This window comes from Collinsella sp. SGI.184, from assembly GCF_050313415.1.
Classification (GTDB): domain Bacteria; phylum Actinomycetota; class Coriobacteriia; order Coriobacteriales; family Coriobacteriaceae; genus Collinsella.
The window spans coordinates 21,448-40,848 of sequence record NZ_JBNPLJ010000021.1; the positions used below are offsets into that span (position 1 = coordinate 21,448).

Below are 19,401 nucleotides of genomic sequence, written 5' to 3' on the forward strand. Positions count from 1 at the left end.
TACGGGCTAACCCCTGAAAACGTCCTCGACCAATGAAACGCCCCCGTTCTGCTCCTTCGGAGCTACGAACGGGGGCGTTTCTGGTCTGCGGAATGTTTTCAGGGGTTAGCCCGTACGGCCTTCTACCGCAACGCAGCAATCAGGGCATCTGGAGTGGACGGCGGCTTGGCTACGAGCTGGGGCTGAAGATCTGAATGATTGGATGCCGTTGCTGGGGGGCAAACGATGCGGATATGGTCACTTTGGATTTGAAAGGCTTATAGGGCCTCGGCGGCCATTCTGCCGGAAAGCGTGTCCCGGTTTGAAGGCGGATTGCGGGATGTAGCTTCCACTTGGGGGCTGTTTGGGAAACTGTGGGACGGAATTATGCTTTGTTGTGGGTCGCATTTTCCGCAACCTGCCCCAAACGGAAAGTGTGTCCCAAAATCCGCGTTCAAAATGGGATGGGGTTTCCGCCGTCCGCCCTCCAGAAAAAAGCCTCCCGAGCTGTTGCTCAGGAGGCCTTTCGTTTACATGCAAACGAGCGCGTTAGTTGTTCTTGGTCAGACGCTCGACGTCGTGGGCGATCATGTATTCCTCGTCGGTGGGGATGACCATGACGGTGACGGCGGAACCGGCGGAGCTGATGACCTGCGGGCCGTTGCCCACGGCCTCGCGGTTCTTGTTGTTGTCGATGCGCACGCCCAGCCACTCAAAGCAGTCGCAGAAGGCCTTGCGGATCGACCAGTCGTTCTCGCCGATGCCGGCGGTAAAGGTGATGGTGTCCACGCCCGCCATGGATGCGATCATGGAACCGGCCTGCTGCATGGCCTTGTAGGCGAACATGTCGAAGGCGAGCAGGCAGCGCTCATCGCCCTCGGAGGCGCGCGTGCGGATGTCGCGGGCGTCGTTGGAGATACCCGAGATGGCAAGCAGACCAGACTGCTTGTTCATCATGTCATCGACTTCCTGATAGCTGTAGCCGCCCTCACGCTGAAGGTAGCACACGGTAGCAGGGTCGATGGAACCACAACGGGTGCCCATCATCAGGCCATCGAGCGGCGTGAGGCCCATCGTGGTGTCGCGGCACACGCCGTCCTCGATGGCGGCGAGCGAAGCACCGTTGCCCAGATGGCACGAAAGCAGACGGTGGCAGCGCGAGCCCAGGATCTCCTTGGCCATCATCCACTCGTAGCGGTGGCTCGTACCGTGCGCGCCGTACTTGCGCACGTGGTACTTGTCGCACACGTCCTTGGGCAGCGCGTAGGTGTAGGCAACCTCGGGCATGGTCATGTGGAACGAGGTATCGAAGACGGCCACGTTGGGCAGCTCCGGATACTTCTCGCGGCAATATTCGATTGCCGCGGCCTCGCCGTAATTGTGCAGCGGGGCGAGCGGGGCCACCTCAAGGATCTTGGCCATAACCTCGTCGTCAACGACTGCGGAATCATCGAAGTGCCAGCCGCCCTGAACGATACGATGCCCAATGCCATCAATCGTAAAGTCGGTCTTCTCGAGCTCCTCGAGCACACGAGCGATAGCAGAGCGATGATCGGGGAAAGGGACCTCCTCGGTCTGCTTGGCGCCACCGTTCTCGGAGTGGCCAAAGATGCCCATGTCCGAACCGATACGTTCGCAGTTGCCCTTGGCGAAAACCTCTCGGGTATCGGTATCCAAAAGCTGATATTTAAGGCTTGAGCTGCCGGCGTTGACAACAAGTACGTTCATGAGACTCCTTTGCAGTGCAATACGGTCGACGCAGACCCCTTAAGGCGGCCGCATTTTAATAAGAAGTTATCACAACTTGATAAATAGCTATCAAGCATATCGCCCAACGAGCACAAAAGAGGGGCCGAACGGCGCTCGGTCGTCCAGCCCCTCCCCTCTTGCAATTACTTGTCGTTGACGATGCGCTCGACGTCGGAAGCGATCATGAATTCCTCGTCCGTGGGGATGACGAAGATCTTGACCTTGGAATCCTTAGCGGACAGGCACCAAGCGCCATCGCCACGCAGGGCGTTGCGAGCGTGATCCATCTTGACGCCCATAAAGGCCAGACGATCGGCCACGCCGGCGCGGACAGCCGGAGCGTGCTCGCCGATGCCGGCGGTAAAGACCAGGGTGTCCATGCCGCACATAGAAGTGGCCATCTCGGCGGCCTTGGCGGCAATCTTGTAGACGAACATATCAAAGGCGAGCTGGGCCTCGGGGTCGCCGGCAGCGGCGAGCTCCTCAACGTTGCGGCAGTCGTTGGTCTTGCCGCCGGTCACAGCCATAAGGCCGGACTTCTTGTTCATCATCTCGTCGACCTCGTCGAAGGTGTAGCCACCCTCGCGCTGCAGGTAGCACACGGTAGCCGGGTCGATGGAGCCGCAGCGGGTGCCCATCATGACACCGTCGAGCGGCGTCAAGCCCATGGTGGTGTCCATGCACTTACCGTCCTCGATGGCGCACAGGGAAGCGCCGGAACCGATGTGGCACACGACGACCTTGCGAGCCTCGCCGTTGGTCATCTCGGCAACCTTCTTGGAGATGTAGCGGTAGCTGGTGCCGTGGGCGCCGTACTTACGGATGTGCAGCTTGTCGCAGACGTCCTTGGGCAGGGCGTAGGTCTTGGCGACCTCGGGCATATTGAAGTGGAAAGCAGTGTCGTAGACCGTGACGTTGGGCAGGTCGGGATACTGCTCGAGGCAGTACTCGATAACGTTGGCCTCGGGATTGTTGTGCAGCGGGGCGAGCGGAGCGACCTCGCGGATCTTGGCGAGGACGTCCTCGTCGACGAGGGAGGAATCGCCGAAGTACCAACCGCCCTGAACGATGCGATGGCCGATGCCCTCGATCTTGACGCCGTTGGCCTCGAGGTCCTTCAGGACGACCTCGATGGCGACCTTGTGGTCGGGGAACTCGATGTTCTCGGTCACCTTCTTGGAACCGTTGGCAGCGTGGGTGAAGGTACCGCCGGTAAAGCAGACGCGCTCGCAGGAGCCCTTTGCGGACACCTTGTGGGACTTGGTATCGATGACCTGATACTTAAGGGTCGAAGATCCTGCGTTGACGACCAGAACGTTCATGTGTCTCCCTACTAACAGGCGGTGTGGCGCCGCCAGGTTACATACGCTTCAATAATAAACCCAAACGCCCTCGCGCTCGGGTTTATTGCGTTGATATATAAGTTATCGGTGCCTAAGCTTTCGCCTCATCCCACGGAAGAAGCGCCCTCAGATGAGGTTCTCGCCCAGGTTCTTGCCGCCGAGGACGTGCATGTGGAAGTGCATGACGGTCTGGCCGGCATTGACGCCCTTGTTGGAGATGACGCGGAAGCCGTCCTCCAGGCCCTTGGCCTTAGCGACCTCCTGGATGGCGTGGGCCATGGCGCCCATGGTCTCGGCAGGTACGTTGTCGGCGATGTCGCTGTAGTGCTTCTTGGGGATTACGAGCGTGTGGACCGGCGCCTGGGGGTTGAGGTCGTCGAAGGCGATGACCTGATCGTCCTCATAGACAACGGTTGAGGGGATCTCGTGGTTGGCAATTTTGCAGAAGATGCAATCACACATGGTTGGTTCCTTTCTCACAGACCAAGGTAGTCTTTTTGGGACGGGGCTTTTTTGACTACTTTTTCGCAAGCGCAGGCACCTGGCGAGCCGTCGCGCAAGGGTAGTCAAAAAAGCCCCGTCCCAAAAAGACTACCCCAAAGTAGGCTGCGAGGTGGTTAGAACGAGAGGTTGTCGTCGGTGTTGGCGGCTTCGCCGTCGGCGAGCACGTCGTTGCCGTCGACGTCCTTAAGGAGCACCGAGACCTTCTGCTCGGCATCGGACAGGCGGGTGCGTAGGCTCTTGAGGAGCTCGACGCCGCGGGTATAGCTCTCGAGCGACTCCTCGAGCTCCATATCGCCCGACTCCAGGCTGCGGATGATGAGTTCCAGCTCCTGCGAGGCCTGCTTGTACGTAAGCTGCTCGACCGGGGTCTTCTCTGCCATATCTGTTTCCTTTCCTAAAGGTTTATCGCTATGAAAGGCGGCCTACTCGACCGCGTTGACGGTTGCTGCCACGTTGCCGTCCGCCATGCGCACGCGGATGGCGTCGCCCGGCTTAAAGGTCTTGGCGCTCGAAGCCACACCGTCCTCGCTGTACGCGATGGAGTAACCGCGGGCAAGCACCTTGAGCGGCGACAAGGCATCGAGCGACGCAGCAGCTCGGCCCAGGTCGGACGCGGGCTTGCTGAGCATCGTGCGCCCCTGATGCTCCAGACGGGAGCTCGCAAGCGTGAGCGCATGGCGTTTGCCATCGAGCCCCGAGGTGCTTGCGATCAAGCGCTCGGGCAGGCGCTCAAAGTCGGAGCGGAAGGCCCCAACCGAACGCGTTATGGCGCCGGACAGGCGATCGGCCGTCAGGGCAAGCTCGGACTCGCGACGCTCGACCATAAACGTTGGATCGTTGAGGCACGGACGGCGTGCGGCGGCATCGAGCGCATCGCCCAGACGGGCCGTATAGGTGTCCCAAGCGCGGCGACCACGCTGATCGAGCATTTCCAGATCGACCTGATCCGACCCGATCATCGAAGCCATCGCGGCGCCCAGACGCTGATGGCGCGTCTCGAGCACGTCGGCCAACTCCGTCATAGCCGGCGCCACCGATTCTGCCGCCGCCGTGGGCGTGGAGGCGCGGCGATCGCTCACCATGTCGCAAATCGAGGTATCGGGCTCATGGCCAATGCCGGTCACCACGGGCACAGGACAAGCCGCCACCGCGCGGGCAAGCTCCTCGTCGTTAAAGGTCATGAGGTCCTCGAAGGAACCGCCGCCACGCACGAGCAATATGCAATCGGGCGCCGGCGTAATGGAAGCGGCGCGACGCAAGCCTTCAATAAGCTCTGCCGGCGCACCCTCGCCTTGAACCTTGGCACCCACGCAAACGAGCTCGACGAGTGGGTTGCGACGACGCAATGTGCGCTTGACGTCATCGATTACGGCACCCGAAAGCGAGGTGACGACCGCCACACGCGAGCAGAACACCGGGATGCGGCGCTTGCGCGCTTCGTCCATCAGGCCCTCGCGGCTCAGCTTTTCGGCCAGTTGCGCCACTTGTTGACGCAGCAGACCCTCCCCCGCCAGCGAAAACGAGCGGGCGACAAAACTCATGCGGCCCGTGGGCTTATAGAGATTGAAGCTACCCTTAAAGCTCACCTGCATGCCGTCGCGCAGATCGAACGTGCGCTTGAGATAGGCGCCCTTCCAAATGATGCAGTCAACGGCGGCCGAATCGTCCTTAATCTGGAAGTAGCAGTGGCCGCTTCGGGCATTGGGGCCACGGAAGCCCGTGACCTCGCCCAAGACACTCAGCTGCGGAATAGCATCGAGTGCACCGGCGGCGATCTCCACCGCCTGGCTCACGCTGAGTTCCTTGCGCTCCCGATCGTCCGAGCCGTCAAACTCGGCGGAAACAGCATTGCCGGTTAGATTCCAGCCTGCCACGCAGCCTCCTTTCGTTATCGTGCACAAAGGCTCCAGCCCTGCGCAAATTCAAGTCCAACACATAGTACAGCGCCGCGGGGACACAAATCCCCGCGGCGCCTGTCAAGCCAATTTGTTATCGGTTGGAGTTTCTGTTGTAGCGAGCCATCAGGTAGAGCAGCTGAATGATCGAGGTGAGCGCTGCGGCAACATAGGTAAGCGCGGCTGCCGTCAGGACCTTCTTGGCACCGTTGACCTGCTTGGAGCTCATCCCCGACTGCTCGATGTACGCCACGGCGCGGCGGCTGGCATCGATCTCGACCGGCAGCGTAACCAGCTGGAACAACACACTAAACGAGAAGAAGATCAGCGCGAGGGTCGTGAGTCCCGCGATGTTCATAAACAGGCCCATGAGTAGCACGATGGTCCAGGTGTTCTGGGTAAAGTTGACGACCGGGACCAGGGCAGTGCGCACCTTCATCATGGCATAGCCGCTTTGGCGCTGGGCGGCGTGGCCCGCCTCGTGGCAGGCGACGGCAACGCTTGCGACCGATCCGCCCGAACGGTTGGCATCCGAGAGATACAGGTTGTTATCCTGCGGGTTGTAATGGTCGGTGAGCTCACCGGCGACGCCTTTGATACCCACGGCATTGCAACCGCTGGCGTCGAGCATGCGGCGCGCGACCGCAGCGCCCGTGTCGCCGTCCGAGCGAACCTTGGACCAGGTTTTATACGTCGAGTTGATATAGCTCTGCGCGGCAAGACCGAGCACCGTACAAACAAGGACGACCAGCAGGTACAGCGGGTCGATGCCAAAGCCATAACCATAGTAATAGGGCATGCGAATTCCTCCGAATCGAGTTACACGTTGGAGGCATTCTACCCACTCGCCCAGCCAACGAGACAGCATCGATGTTTTGACAATGTCAGCGAAAACGGCCGAGAGCGAGCAAGGTGACGTGAAAGAGAAGCGACGCGTACTTTGGTACGCGAGCGACGATTGAACGTCAGATTGCCGCTCTCGGCCGTTTGCAGCGTCGAGCTGTTACGCGGTTTGGTAAAACCGCGTAACCATATACCTACAGGAGCTCGATTTTGCCGTCCTTCACCGTCAACCCCATGTTGCCCGAGAGCAGATCGTCCAGACGCGAGCCCACAAGCTCAAAGCGCCAACCTTCGCGCAAAGGGCTCTGCTCGGGATGCTCAATATAGTCGGCCAGGTCATCGCGCGAGGCAATGACCGAGGTCGCCACGCCCGAACGCTCGGCAACCAGGCGAATGAGCGCGTACATGAGATCCGTTACGCTCTCCAGCTCCGGAGAGATCTGGCGATGTCCGCGCACCATGAGCGGCAGGCGATCGTGCGGGCAGCTCGCGCCGCGCTTGATGGCCATGAGCGCGCCGTCCACATCGCGCTCCCCCAGTTGATCGGTGCCGCGGATGCTGCGAAACTCCTCAACGCGCACGGGATTGCGCTTGACGAGCGCCAGCAGCGTATCGTCGGACATGACCCACTTGCGCGGGATGTTGCGGCGCTCGGCGCGGTCCTCGCGCCAGGCGGCAAGCTCGCGCGCAATGCCCAGCTGATGGCGGCTACACGAGTTGATGCGCTTGACCTTGCGGAATGCCTCATGGCGGTCGGCGCGGTAGTGCGACTCGTCTGCCAGCGGGCGCAACTCGTCGAGCACCCAATCCACACGGCCCAGCTCACGCAGGCGGCTCATCATCTCGGTATAGGCGACGATCAGATACTTGACGTCATCGATCGCGTACTCAATCTGCTTATCGCTCAGCGGGCGGCGCGACCAATCGGTCAGCGACTCGGTCTTGGGCAGCGATACGCCGCAGAACGTCTGAACGAGCGCGCCGTAGGAAATCTGCTGGCGCTCACCCAAAAAGGCGGCGGCGACCTGCGTGTCAAAAATCGGACGCGGCAGCGCACCCACGGTGTGGAGCATGACCTCCATATCCTGCGAGCAGGCGTGGAAGACCTTGACCACGCTCTCGTCGGCCATAAGCTCGGCCAGCGGCGATAAGTCGTCGATCACCAAAGGATCGACCGCGACGCTCTCGGCAGGGGTGGCAATCTGAACCAGGCACAGGCGCGGATGAAACGTGCGCTCGCGCAAAAACTCGGTATCGACGGCAATCGCATCGAACTCACGAGCGCGCTGACAAAAGTCGAGTAGAGCCTGATGTGTGGAAATGTACATATCAACCCATCGAATAAGGTTAGGCCCGAAAAACACGGGTAGGATATCGGCATTGCCCTACAACTATACTCGGTTAGTCACAGAACGGGAACGTAAGTATGCGCTGCCTTATCATCCACAACCCGGCATCGGGTCCCAGCTCCGATGAAATCTACGCATTCACGCACGCTCTTGCACAGGGCGGCGACGAGGTCGTAATGCGCTTTATCGGCGATGGCATGGAGCCCGAGGACGCGGTAGCGGACGTTCGTGAGTTCGACCGCGTAGTCGTTTCGGGCGGCGACGGCACCGTCTCCAACGTGCTCGACCAGATGCGCGGGTGCGGTGTCCCTACGCTCATCTTCCCCTCCGGCACGGCCTGCCTGTTCTTTAACAACATCGGTAATGCCCCCGAGGCGGCGGCGCTTGCCAAGGCTTGCCGCGCCGGCCGCACGGTCAAGGTGGACATGGGTGAGCTCTTTTGGATCGACGAGAACGGTAACGAGAAGCGCCACGGCTTTATCATCATCGCCGGCTCGGGCTTCGACGCCGAGATCATGATGAAGGCCGCCCCCACCAAAAACGACATTGGCGAGATCGCCTACTTCCTCTCCGCGCTCGCCACGCCCAACCCCACGGTGGCGCACTTTACCATTGAACACGACGGCATGGTCGAGGAGCTCGACGGCATCTGCTGCATGGCGGGCAATACCTCAGTCATCCAAAACGACATCAACCTGTTCCCCAACTGCCGCATGAACGACGGCATGGTCGACATCGTCGTTATTGAACCCGTGCGCACGGTGCAGCTGCTCCCCACGGTGATCACCGCCGCGCTCGACCCCGCCGGCAAGGTGCTCGGCCGCCCGCAGTTTAAGATTATCCAGACCAAGGAAGCCAAGATTACCTGCACGCCGTCGCTGGGTATGCAGTTCGATGGCGAGATCATCTCCAGCAACTCCGGTGTCTTTGGCGCCCGCGCGCTTCCGCAATGCCTCGACCTCATCGTCGACGAATTCTCACCACTTGGAAAATAGGAGAGCCCCGTGAACGACAACCCTATCCTTGGCTTTATCGTCATCGTTCTGGCCCTGCTCGTGGGCTACGCCATCAACCTGATTCACCGCCGAAAGAAGTAAATCCACATTGGTATGATATTCATCCAATCACCGAGGAGAAGTCCAAGGGCAACAACATGGCCGCCATGGGTGTTGGCGCCATCATCATCGGTGTCTGTGGCTTCGTGATCTATCGTCGCAAGAAGGCCTAAGAACCCCACACCTTAAGGCGCGGGCGGGATGGCCAAGGTCGCCCCCCGCTCAGCCCGCCCCTTCGACCGGCGGGAAACGTCGCTGAAATCTTTCAAAAAAGATTCCCCGCAAACACTTCGCTGTGCTATAGTGCAGCGCAACAGCAACTGGGTGCGACCGCGCCATGGCATCACGAAAGGAGCCACCAACATGAAGAACACGATGACGTCTCTCAACAACTGGTGGTGGCGTGATGCGAATACGATCGGTCGACAGTGAGTCCCTCACGCCTGTTTTTGCGCTCTAGGTGATTGGAAGGCCTCCGGTTTCGACCGGGGGCCTTTTTCTATCTCGAGCCCGATCGCATTCGCATCACGCGCCTCCGCTTTTCTCTTACACTCCCCTTTCTGAAAGGACCTTCACCATGTCTCAGAACACCACCGCCACCGCCCAGCCCCGCACCGTCCAGACCGCCGAGCGCGGCAAACTCGATATCCGCGCCCTTGTCCTGCTCGCCATCCTGCTTGCCGCCGGCTTCATCCTCAACTTTACCGTCGGCAAGGCAATCTCGGGTATCTCGGGCGGCATGATTAGCCCCGAGTTCATCATCTCGGCCTTCTGCCTCACCATCTTGGTCGTTCGTCCCAACATTGGTCAGGCACTCGTCATCGGTCTCATCTCGGCGGCCGTAATCCAGATCACCACTACCTCGCCTTTTGTCGATTTTGTCGCCGAGGGCATCGCCGCCATGCTTATGGCCGTCATTGTCAACACTGCCGCCAAGGATGGCCAAGTTAAGCCTGCCGTCGCCATCGTCGCTACGTTCGTGACCACCTTTGTCTCGGGCGTCATCTTCATGGTCATCAAGATGGCCATGCTCGGCGTAGTGGGCGAACTCGCCGCAGCCATGCTGCCCGTCGTCGCCATGACCGCTGTGTTCAACGCCATTCTGGTCGGCGCGCTCTATCTGCCCATCCAGAAGGCCCTTAGGCTTAACTAACCCGCTCGGCTTTACGAGCCACCCCATCTTGGTGTTCATTCGTGGCTCGCGTACCCAAGTACGCTTCGCTCCTCTTTCGCGCCAACCTGGGGCACCTCGTAAAGCCGTCTCCGTGCTTCACCAGTAAAGACTGTCCCAAACAACGAGCTTTTGGGGACGTTCTTAAACGACTAGTCATGTAAGAACGTCCCCAATGACTATGAAAGGTATCCATGGAAACGATCATCAACGTCGACGATGTCTCGTTCTCCTATGGCACGCAGACCGAGCAGGCGCTTAGCCACGTTTCGCTCAGCGTGAACAAGGATGATTTCATCGGCATCATCGGGCCTTCGGGTGCCGGCAAATCAACACTTACCGCCTGCCTGTCGGGCGCCGTGCCCCACCACTACAGCGGAACCTTCTTTGGCTCCGTGTTCGTTGACGGGCACGACACCTGCGAGGTCTCGCTCACCGACATATCGCAGATCGTCGGCAGCGTGCTGCAAGACATCGACACGCAGATGGTCGCCTCGGTCGTTGAGGACGAAATGCTCTTTGGCCTCGAGAACTTTGGCGTTCCGCACGACCGGATCGAGCAGCGCGTGAGCGAGACGCTTAAGGCCGTCGGCATTAGCGACCTGCGCGACCGCGAGATAGCCACCCTCTCGGGCGGCCAAAAGCAAAAGGTGGCCATCGCTGCCATCCTCGCCATGCGCCCGCGCGTCCTCGTGCTCGATGAGCCAACCGCGGCGCTCGATCCCGCCAGCTCCACGCTGGTTTTCGAAACGCTGCGCGAGGCAAACCGTAACCTCGGCATCACCATCGTCGTCGTTGAGCAAAAGGTCGCCCTGCTTTCGGAGTACTGCAACCGCGTGCTCGTGCTCGATCACGGCCAGATCGCGCTGCAAGGCGAGCCACATGAGGTCTTTGCGCACACCGACAAGCTCCGCGCCATCGGTGTCGATTGCCCGCGCGTCACACGCATCTTCAACAGCCTCGAGGCCGATGGCTTGGCAAGCGGCATCCCCTGCCTGGATGTCGACGAGGCCGAACGCCTGATCGCGGGCATCGTCGACCCCGACCGCGCGACAAGCGACGCCCAGGCGCCCACAGGCTCCCCGCACGCACCGTCGCTGCGCCCGCATGCGAAAGACGCCGAGCCGGTGCTCACGTTTGACCACGTTGAGTTTTCCTACCCCCATGGTGGCGCCGCCGTCCACGACCTCAACCTGACGCTCTATCCCGGCGAGCTCGTGGGCATTGTCGGCCAAAACGGAGCCGGCAAGACCACGCTCACCAAGCTGCTCACGGGTCTGCTCAAGCCTGCATCGGGCAGCGTGCGCGTTACGGGCTTGGACACGGCATCGGTTCCCACGAGCCGCATCGCCCGCAAAGTCGCAACCCTCTTCCAAAACCCCGACCGCCAGATTTGCAAGGACACCGTGCTCGACGAGGTCGCCTTTGGCCTGGAGCTTGCCGGCATCGACCGCGCCGAGGCGCTGCGTCGCGCCCAGCTCGTCATCGACCGCTTTGGTCTGCCGGCCGACGAGGCGCCCTTCTCCCTTTCGCGCGGCCAACGCCAAATGGTGGCGCTCGCCTCCGTCGTGGTGGTCGAGCCCAAAATCGTGGTGCTCGACGAGCCCACGAGTGGCCTGGACTACCGCGAGTGCATGACCGTGATGGAAACGGTGCGCACCATGGCCGAGCGCGGCTGCGCCGTTATCATGGTCTGCCACGACATGGAAGTCGTCTCCGACTTTGCCGAGCGCATCGTAGTAATGGCCGACGGTCGCATCCTCGATCGCGGCCGCACGCACGAGCTGTTCTCGAACATCGAGCTCATGCAGCGTGCCTATGTTGAACCGCCCCAGGTTATTGAACTCTCACGCCGTCTGGCATCCTCCGTCTCGCCCGCCTTTGCACAGGTGAGCGAGGTCACCGATATCGTTCGCATTACCGAGGAGATGGTCCGCCGTGGTTAATGTCATCGACTATATGCCGGGCGACACGCTGCTGCATCGTCTGAATCCCGTCATCAAACTGGGCCTCGCCGCTGCCATCATCATCGGCATCTTTTTGTCCGACACCTACGTGGCGCTGTTGGGGTTTCTGGCGCTCACGCTCGCGCTGGGAGCCTACGCCGGCGTCGTCGACCGCCTGTTCTCGCTGCTCAAGCTGCTGATTCCGCTCGCACTTATCATGTTAGCGCTGCAGCTGGCCTTTATGCGCGATGGCAACGTGGTGTGGGGCTTCGTCACCGACGAAGGCCTCATCACCGGCTCGAAGGCCTGTCTGCGCCTGTTGGGCGTAGCGCTGCCACTCATCCTGATGCTCATGGTGACCAAGCTCAACGACCTTGCCAATGCCTGCGTGGAGGTGCTGCACGTGCCGTATCGCTACGCCTTTACCTTTACCACGGCACTGCGCTTTGTGCCGGTGTTTGGCCAAGAGATGAACGCCATCATGGAGGCACAGACCGCACGCGGCGTCGAGTACGACACCAAGAATCCCGTCAAGAAACTCAAGCTCATGCTGCCGTTGTGCGTGCCGCTATTGATCTCGAGCGTGGGCAAGACCGATGCCTCCGCGCTTGCCGCCGAGCAGCGCGGCTTCTACCTGCGCACGCGTGCGAGCTCGTACAAGCGCTACCCCATCAAAGGCTTGGACATTGCCGTACTTATCGTCAGCATCGCCCTTATCGCCATCGGCTTCCTGTTCTAGCAATCGCTGGCAGCAACCGCAAAATGCAAAAGGCCTCGGCTCGCACAAACGAGCCGAGGCCTTTACTGTTTTCCCAGATAAAACCTACCAAAATAAACCTGTCCCTTTTTGGCAGGTCGAGGGCTACAGGCGGTAGGGGGCACCGCTGCGGATGATGGACTCGCGCACCAAAACGTCCATGGCGTCGAGGGTGATCTCGGGCATCTCGCGATACTTTTGCAGCACCGAAAGCTCCGTGCAGGCCAGAATGACGCGGTCGCAGCCGCTGCGGGCAAACTCCCACATCACTCGGTCAAACTTATCCATATCGGGCTCGCGTCCTGCCTTCACGTCGTCGTAAATAAGCGACATCACATCGGCCTGGCGCTTCTCGCTGGGATAGACAACTTCGACGCCCGCCGCCTCGCACTCGCGACCGTAGACGCCGGCACCCACGGTGCCATCGGTACCCATGATGCCGATCTTGCGCACCGGCTCGGCCGGCATGCTCAAGTTGGGGTCGAATTCACACTCCCCCATCACCACGCCGGCAAGCGCATAGCGCACCGACTCGCGCGGCATATGGATGATGGGGACCGAGGTAAACGACTGAATCTGATCGTAGAAGTAGTGCGACGTGTTGCAGGGAATGGCAATGTGCGCGCAGCCCAGCGTCTGGAGCGCCTGCGCACATTCCTTCATGGTCGCCAGCAGCTCGGCATGCTCGCCGGTCTTGATGGCCAGCGTGCGGTCGGGCATGGTCGACTTGGAAAGTACCACCATGTCGATATGTTCCTGATCACAGGTAGCAGCCGTGTGACGCACCACCTGGTCGTAGTAATACGACGTGGCCTCGGCGCCCATACCGCCGATAACCCCCAGCTTTTCCATCGCCGCCTCCTTGGTGACGCTCGCACCATTGCGCGTATCATACCCGCGCCCGTCCGATACAAACCGGGCGGGCGCGACGTTCATCCTATTTGTAATACGTCTTAAACAGCTTAAAGTGACGCAGCTTGGTGTGCCACATGCGCAGCCAGCGGTTAAAGACAAAGTCGCCCTTCATAAACGAGGGGTCGGCGGCCTTACCCTCCTTGACCAGGCGATGCGCCTTAGCGCGCAGCTCGGGATCCTTGACGTATTTATCGACCACGCCCATGGGGACAACCATCCACAGCGCCTCGTTCTGCGCCGTCACAAACTCGGGCTCAAACGGGCGGTTGTACACATACTCGTCCACTACGTACTTGGCAACGTTAAAGCCACTGTTGGTGACGTAGTAGTTACTGCGGCCCTGGCGAGTGTTGAAGTCGAAGAACTTAAACGAACCGTCGCGCTCGTCGTATTTGACGTCAAAGTTGGAGAAGCCCGTAAACTTGAGGTCCTCGAGCAACTTGCGCACGCCGCCCATGAGCTCGTCATTGGGCTCGGTGATGATGCAGGCGTGGTTGCCAACGCCGTGAGGCTGGTGCTCCTCGAGCAGCACGTGGCCCAGGCACATCATGCGCACCTTGCCGTTGCGGTCGGAATAGCTGGTAAGCACGCGCATGTACTCGTCGTTGCCGGGCACGCGATCCTGCAGGATCAGATCATCGGTGTAGCCACTCGCGTATACATCGCGAATGACCTGCTCCAGCTCGGCGCGATCGGCGATCTCGTAGGCCTTCTTCTGGCCCTCGAACTCGTGCTCCCACCACATGATGCCGTCCGAAGGCTTCAGGATCATCGGGAAGGGAAAATCGATCTGGTCGAGCACCTCGGCAGGAGCCTCGCCCTGGGCGTTGAGCATGGCCATGGTAAAGGTAAACGTATGCGGATAGGGAACACCGTGCTTCTCGCACAGCTCGTAGAAGATCTCCTTCTTCTGGCACTGTTCGAGCATGCTGTAGGGCGCATAGGGCGCGATGACGTTTGAGGCAAGCTCGCCGGCATCCTGAGCCTGTGCGGCAAGCGCGACATAGTTGTCGCCGCAGCCCATGAGAATAATCTTCTTATCGGGATTGGCCTGCGCGACACCGTTAATGGTCTCGATCATGACCGGCATGGTGTCGATATCAACATTGGGCGTGTAGTCGATAATCTGGCTGCGGTACGCAGGACCGGTCTGGTACTTGCCAAAGACCAGGCTCTTGACCTGATACTCCTCGTAAAAGGCGCGCGCCACCGAATAGGCGTTGATGTCGCCGCCGAGCAGCACGGGGATAAACTCGCGCTCTGTAAACTGCAATGCCATGGAAACTTCCTATCTAGAACTGCCCACGACGGGCGGTCTTTATGCAACCCGTTTATTTTAGCGTGCCGGACCGTTTCCTCCTAAAGCTCCACTGTATCTATGACAATCAACGCAATTATCCAGCATGAAGGCCGCGCTCACCGCCGTATGGCAAACGGCAATGAACCCACCGTTGTTGTAGGGTTCAGCATATTGATACCCCCGAGTGAAAGGCGCACGCGTGCTCCAGGACCTTCCAACCGATAACCCCATCCTCGATGCCGCAAAACGCGAGTTGGCGCCGCGCGCGCAAGCGACTGCTCCTCTGCGCACCGCAAACGATGCTTACGACGGTGCCGCCTACATCGCCTCCATCGATACATCGGCGCACAAAGGCACGCGCAAGACACCCGTCGCCGGCGGACACGATACCGCCATCGAGCAGTTTGGCCTCGTCTCCGATGCCCACGCCGGTGACAACATCAGGGCAATCAAACTCGGCGACGGCACCTGTTCGTTCACCCCCGCCCAGGCGCTCAACGAAGTAGGGCAAGCTCGCCGCAATGGGGCCTTATAGCCACAAACCCCAACGTTGAGATAGCTTTCACAGTCCAAAGCCCGTCCCAAACAGGCCCCCGTAACGTTAAAGTTGAACTCTATGGTTTCTCAACAATTCGATATAACTGCAGGTCAAAGCCAAAGTCTCAAGTTCAACTTGACCCTTTAAAACCTTTAAGGTTCAAGTTGAGGTCGAAAGCAGTAGTAGAATACCTGAGGAACAATAACCTACGATTGATTGCAGAGGGACTGGATGCAGCATTCGAATCATCGCACCGCAGCGCTCATCGCGTCGAAGCCGGCTCGTATCATCACGAGCGCCGCGCTCGCCGTTGCGTTGACGGCCACGCCGATGCTCTCCCCCGTCGCGGCGTATGCCGCCTCGCAGGCAACGCAGGATCAGCTTGCCGCCGCCCAGCAGAAGATCGAAGCCGCCACGAGCGCCTACAACGATGCCCGTACCAAGCTCGGCGATCTGCAGAAGCAGATTGACGCCAACGAGGCAAGTATCGAAAAGATCGAGGCGAAGCTTCCTGATCAGCAGGAAAAGGCATGCGCCGCCATGCGCGATCTGTACAAGTACCAGAAGGGCACCAACCCCATCGTGAGCTTCCTGGTCAACGCACAGAGCCTGGGTGAGTTCATCACGACCTGCAAATACACCAACCAGATCACAAGCTCGAGCGTCGACGAGATCGAAGAGCTCAATAACATGCAAACCGAACTCGAGCAGAACAAGGCCGAGCTCCAGCAGGCCAAGTCTCAGCTTGAGGCAGAGCAGAAAAACGCCGAGGATGCGCTGGCGCAGGCCCAGCAGCTCCGCAGCGAGGCACAGGCAAAAGCCGAGCAGGAAAATGCCGCCGAGCTTGCCAAGCTTGAGGCCGATAAGGCCGCTGCCGCCGAGAAGCTCTCGGGCGAGGGCGTGAGCGGCAGCAATTCCAGCAGCCAGGCCACCAACGCCAACACCACCATCGACACCACGGTGAACAACGCCAACACCGGTAGTTCCGATTACGATTCGTTCATTAATGAGTGGACGAGCCGCATCGACAATTACCTCGCCGGCTCCCCTATGGCAGGCCAGGGCTATAACTTTGCCGTCGCCGCTTGGAATACCGGTGTCGACCCCCGTTGGTCCCCCGCCATCGCCTGCATCGAGAGCACCAAGGGTGCTTATTGCGCCAATTCTTACAACGCCTGGGGCTGGAGTGCACGTGGCGGCGGTTGGCGCAGCTTTGGCAGCTGGAGCGAGGGCATCTTCGCTCACGTTGCCTATCTGGGCGCCAACTACGGCTCCACCCTTACCCCGGCTGCGGCCAAAAAGTACTGCCCACCCACGTGGCAGGACTGGTACAACAAAGTCGCCGCTCAGATGAACCGCATCTAAGTGCAACTGCAAAGGGCCCCAATGGGGCCCTTTTCTATTAGGTAGCGGAGGTATCGACGACGCCGGTCGCATTGGCAACCGCGACTATGACGATCATGCATAGGAGCAGCACACCCAATGCCTTGAGCCAGAGTTTCGCGAGTTTCTTGCCGCGATAGCTGTCGAGCAGTGCGAATCGCCGACGTAGACGGCGCTTATCGAGCACCGCAAAATGCATAAGCGCCATAAGGCCATCGACAAAGAAAAAATACTCGATTATGAGAAGCCACGTCGGGTAGCTTTGGTTTGCTCCCGTGGGTTGAAAGACGGCAAAGTGACTTCCGGCAAAGAACACAAGCAGCGAGAAGCAGACGAGCGTATTCCAAATGCGCCCCAGGGACTCCGGAACGCGAGAGAGCAGACCGCATGCAGCGGAGGTGGCAGGCCTAGGAAGCCTTGCGGGGTTCTGGAGCCCTTGGGGCGTCAACAACGTCTCCGAGGCCGGAGTACGGACAGGCGCAGGCGCAGGAGGCCGCACGGGGCGACTCAGATCGTATGCCGCGCGCGTCGCCCGTCCCAACGCTTCCGCACTCGCAAAACGCTTGGCCGGGTCGAGCGCCATCGCCATGCAAACGACATCGGCAAGTGGAGTGGGAATGCCGCGCACCTCGCATTGCTCGCGCATGTCGAGCCCTGGTTTAGGGTCGACTCCCGTCAAGCAGAAGAACAGCAGGGCACCGAGCGCGTAGACGTCGCTTCGCACGCTCGTCTGCCCAAACCCATACTGCTCGGGAGGCGCATAGGGCCGTGTCCCAAACTTGACAGTATCGGCATCGGCGCCATCGCGCCACACGCGCGCGATCCCCAAGTCGATAATCACCAGCGATGAAAACGTCAGGCCGTCATCAGGCGTATAGTTGGCACCTGTCACGATGATATTCGACGGCTTGAGGTCGCGATGGATCACCGGCGCCGAAGCCTCTCCCGCCATTGCAAAACCGGCATGGAGCTCGCCAACGGCGTCGCAAAGGACAGGATACAATTCACGCGCATAATCGGGAGCGGATCCCAGACGGTCCACCAGTGCCCCGAGTGTCTCCCCTTCGATGTATTCCATAACCACGTTGAGCTCGTCGCCCGCACGACGACAATCGACGATTCTGGGCAGGTGCTCAAAACGCCTGCCTGCCCGCTGAGCGGCAAACAGACGCTCGTATGCCCCGCCGATTTGAGCCGAAGCATCGATACGTTTACGGACAAAGGGACCGAGCGAACCACCGCCGGTTCCTTCAAAGTACACGAGCTCGGTTGTTTCAACGGACGAGCGCTTAAGTACACGCTCCACGCGATAGCTGTCGTCGCGATCGAGCGACGCCAGGTGCTCGGCAAGCGCTGCAGTCAGCTCGTCATTGGAATATGTTGGGGTCTGAGTATCCATAGCCTCCATCATAGCGCAGGGCGCAGACACCCCATGGCATCCGCGCCCCGTTCGTTTGCATCGTTGTTCGACAGCTCCGCCGGCTCAGATATCAGCGGCTAATTCACCGTCTCCTCGCCAAAGCGATACAGCTCCTCGTTGACCTTTTGGAGGCTGCACCCGCGATCGATGCAAAAGATGATAATCGCATCGCGGCGGTCCTTGCAGTTAAGGACGCTTACCCCGGCAGCCGTCAGCGCACGGTTGGTCTCTTTGAGCGTCAGCGCCATCGCAAAGGCAATCTGCAGCACCTTATTGCGACTCGGATGACGCGCACCGGTAAAGATCTGATAGCCAAAGGTCTCATTGAGATCGGCCATACGAACCACGCGCGAGCGCTCCAAGCCCTTTTCCTGCAGTAGCTGCTTCAGGTAATCCGAAAGCGACGGGGCGGCAAAGTCGTGCTCCCTGATATAGCCATCGATGTTCGGCGCATCGAGAAGCTCATTGAGCAGCTCCTCGGTCAGCTTTTTATCGGGCATACGACTTCACCTCCCATCCGGCGCAACGGTAGCGACATGCTAGGCCAGCACCCAGCTTGCAGTGGCAGACTTATCAAACATGTTGGCAAAATACAGTGCCTTCTTGATATCGCCATCAAAGTAGATATTGCCCGCCACGGAGCCACCGGCGGAAAGGGTACCAGACTGCAGCTCATCGGAGCCCTCGCTGTAGTAACCCTGATTCTGTTGGGCGCCGTTGGCGTCCTCGCCCTTCCAGTCGTAGATATTGTAATCTGCGCCCTCATCGCCATTGTTGACGTACGTGACGTGAATGCCCGTCATGGTCGAACCGTCATAATTTGTAAGGCCGGGCTGGACGGAATCGACAACGACGGAAAGACCGGCAGCTGTGGTCACCGTCGTGCCAACCGCCAGGTCAGTCGTAGGCTGCTCTTCCTTCTTCGCCTCTTCCTTCTTGTCGCCATCGCCAGCGTCCTCGGTGACGGTCGCCTTATCGCTACCACAACCGGCAAGAAGACCGGCAGTCCCCAAGGCGACGGTGGCGAATGCGCCAAGTGCAGCGCGACGGCTCAGCAGCACTTCGTTTTCGAGCTTTTTCATTATGCATCCTTCCTACGATCCGGCTACCGCGCCGGTACACAGCACATCGTAGGAAGGATTAAACTTGAATTCATTAGCTGAGAGCTAATTAGAAGGCGCACCCCAGTTCGAAACAGCGGACAACAAATTGCAACATTTTCGCAGGTAGATATAGGTGTCGTAATGAGGTCGG

The 19,401-nt window shown here is 59.8% G+C and carries 19 protein-coding genes; 7 read left to right on the top strand and 12 right to left on the bottom strand.

What is annotated here, in order from left to right; genetic code table 11:
• Window positions 1-528: 528 nt before the first annotated feature.
• The 7 genes from ACQRAJ_RS07430 to rnd all read right to left on the bottom strand — a co-directional run bounded on the left by ACQRAJ_RS07430 (window position 529) and on the right by rnd (window position 7,641).
• Window positions 529-1,707, bottom strand: a complete 1,179-nt coding sequence (locus ACQRAJ_RS07430) for an acetate/propionate family kinase (RefSeq protein WP_427748213.1) — start codon at window positions 1,705-1,707, stop codon at window positions 529-531.
• 164 nt (window positions 1,708-1,871) lie between these two features.
• The gene (locus ACQRAJ_RS07435) at window positions 1,872-3,050 is read right to left on the bottom strand and encodes an acetate/propionate family kinase (RefSeq protein ID WP_427748214.1); all 1,179 of its coding nucleotides are present in this window, start codon (window positions 3,048-3,050) and stop codon (window positions 1,872-1,874) included.
• 147 nt (window positions 3,051-3,197) lie between these two features.
• Window positions 3,198-3,533, bottom strand: coding sequence for a histidine triad nucleotide-binding protein (locus tag ACQRAJ_RS07440; RefSeq protein ID WP_035137921.1), 336 nt, complete (start codon window positions 3,531-3,533; stop codon window positions 3,198-3,200).
• 155 nt (window positions 3,534-3,688) lie between these two features.
• Window positions 3,689-3,955: an exodeoxyribonuclease VII small subunit gene (gene xseB / locus ACQRAJ_RS07445; RefSeq protein ID WP_006234311.1), complete on the bottom strand. Its 267-nt coding sequence runs from the start codon at window positions 3,953-3,955 to the stop codon at window positions 3,689-3,691.
• Window positions 3,956-3,997: 42 nt separating this feature from the next.
• Window positions 3,998-5,449: an exodeoxyribonuclease VII large subunit gene (xseA, locus tag ACQRAJ_RS07450; RefSeq protein ID WP_427727881.1), complete on the bottom strand. Its 1,452-nt coding sequence runs from the start codon at window positions 5,447-5,449 to the stop codon at window positions 3,998-4,000.
• Window positions 5,450-5,564: 115 nt separating this feature from the next.
• A complete protein-coding gene (locus tag ACQRAJ_RS07455; protein WP_427727878.1) occupies window positions 5,565-6,269 on the bottom strand; it encodes a zinc metallopeptidase in 705 nt (234 codons plus the stop codon).
• 238 nt (window positions 6,270-6,507) lie between these two features.
• Window positions 6,508-7,641: a ribonuclease D gene (gene rnd / locus ACQRAJ_RS07460; RefSeq protein WP_154517283.1), complete on the bottom strand. Its 1,134-nt coding sequence runs from the start codon at window positions 7,639-7,641 to the stop codon at window positions 6,508-6,510.
• A gap of 98 nt (window positions 7,642-7,739) precedes the next feature.
• Here rnd and ACQRAJ_RS07465 point away from each other — a divergent pair, with 98 nt between their 5' ends.
• The 5 genes from ACQRAJ_RS07465 (at window position 7,740) to ACQRAJ_RS07485 (ending at window position 12,573) form a co-directional block, all read left to right on the top strand.
• The gene (locus ACQRAJ_RS07465) at window positions 7,740-8,657 is read left to right on the top strand and encodes a diacylglycerol/lipid kinase family protein (RefSeq protein WP_427727874.1); all 918 of its coding nucleotides are present in this window, start codon (window positions 7,740-7,742) and stop codon (window positions 8,655-8,657) included.
• Window positions 8,658-8,918: 261 nt separating this feature from the next.
• Complete coding sequence (locus ACQRAJ_RS07470) at window positions 8,919-9,149, top strand: hypothetical protein (protein ID WP_427748215.1); 231 nt, start codon at window positions 8,919-8,921, stop codon at window positions 9,147-9,149.
• A 145-nt stretch (window positions 9,150-9,294) separates the two neighbouring features.
• Complete coding sequence (locus tag ACQRAJ_RS07475) at window positions 9,295-9,870, top strand: hypothetical protein (protein ID WP_427748216.1); 576 nt, start codon at window positions 9,295-9,297, stop codon at window positions 9,868-9,870.
• A 212-nt stretch (window positions 9,871-10,082) separates the two neighbouring features.
• A complete protein-coding gene (locus tag ACQRAJ_RS07480) occupies window positions 10,083-11,834 on the top strand; it encodes an ABC transporter ATP-binding protein (protein WP_427748217.1) in 1,752 nt (583 codons plus the stop codon).
• A complete protein-coding gene (locus ACQRAJ_RS07485; protein ID WP_427748218.1) occupies window positions 11,827-12,573 on the top strand; it encodes an energy-coupling factor transporter transmembrane component T family protein in 747 nt (248 codons plus the stop codon). Before ACQRAJ_RS07480 ends, ACQRAJ_RS07485 begins: the two co-directional genes overlap by 8 nt.
• Window positions 12,574-12,696: 123 nt before the next feature.
• Here ACQRAJ_RS07485 and ACQRAJ_RS07490 read toward each other — a convergent pair whose 3' ends face one another.
• Both ACQRAJ_RS07490 and ACQRAJ_RS07495 read right to left on the bottom strand, forming a co-directional pair.
• Window positions 12,697-13,443 carry an aspartate/glutamate racemase family protein gene (locus tag ACQRAJ_RS07490; RefSeq protein ID WP_427748219.1) on the bottom strand — a complete coding sequence of 249 codons (747 nt, stop codon included), beginning with the start codon at window positions 13,441-13,443 and terminating at the stop codon, window positions 12,697-12,699.
• 85 nt (window positions 13,444-13,528) lie between these two features.
• On the bottom strand, window positions 13,529-14,785 hold the full coding sequence (locus ACQRAJ_RS07495; protein WP_427748222.1) for an ATP-grasp domain-containing protein: 1,257 nt from the start codon (window positions 14,783-14,785) through the stop codon (window positions 13,529-13,531).
• Window positions 14,786-15,005: 220 nt separating this feature from the next.
• Here ACQRAJ_RS07495 and ACQRAJ_RS07500 point away from each other — a divergent pair, with 220 nt between their 5' ends.
• Window positions 15,006-15,341: a hypothetical protein gene (locus ACQRAJ_RS07500; RefSeq protein WP_427748223.1), complete on the top strand. Its 336-nt coding sequence runs from the start codon at window positions 15,006-15,008 to the stop codon at window positions 15,339-15,341.
• A gap of 234 nt (window positions 15,342-15,575) precedes the next feature.
• Entirely contained in the window at window positions 15,576-16,709 is a 1,134-nt protein-coding gene (locus ACQRAJ_RS07505) for a coiled-coil domain-containing protein (RefSeq protein WP_427748224.1), read from the top strand.
• Between the two features lie 37 nt (window positions 16,710-16,746).
• On the opposite strand, the gene ACQRAJ_RS07510 is transcribed toward ACQRAJ_RS07505, so the two are convergent.
• From ACQRAJ_RS07510 to ACQRAJ_RS07520, 3 genes are all read right to left on the bottom strand, one after another.
• The gene (locus ACQRAJ_RS07510) at window positions 16,747-18,126 is read right to left on the bottom strand and encodes a serine/threonine protein kinase (protein WP_427748225.1); all 1,380 of its coding nucleotides are present in this window, start codon (window positions 18,124-18,126) and stop codon (window positions 16,747-16,749) included.
• A 98-nt stretch (window positions 18,127-18,224) separates the two neighbouring features.
• Window positions 18,225-18,647, bottom strand: a complete 423-nt coding sequence (locus tag ACQRAJ_RS07515) for an XRE family transcriptional regulator (protein ID WP_154517313.1) — start codon at window positions 18,645-18,647, stop codon at window positions 18,225-18,227.
• 39 nt (window positions 18,648-18,686) lie between these two features.
• Entirely contained in the window at window positions 18,687-19,229 is a 543-nt protein-coding gene (locus ACQRAJ_RS07520; protein WP_154517316.1) for a DUF4352 domain-containing protein, read from the bottom strand.
• Window positions 19,230-19,401: the final 172 nt, after the last annotated feature.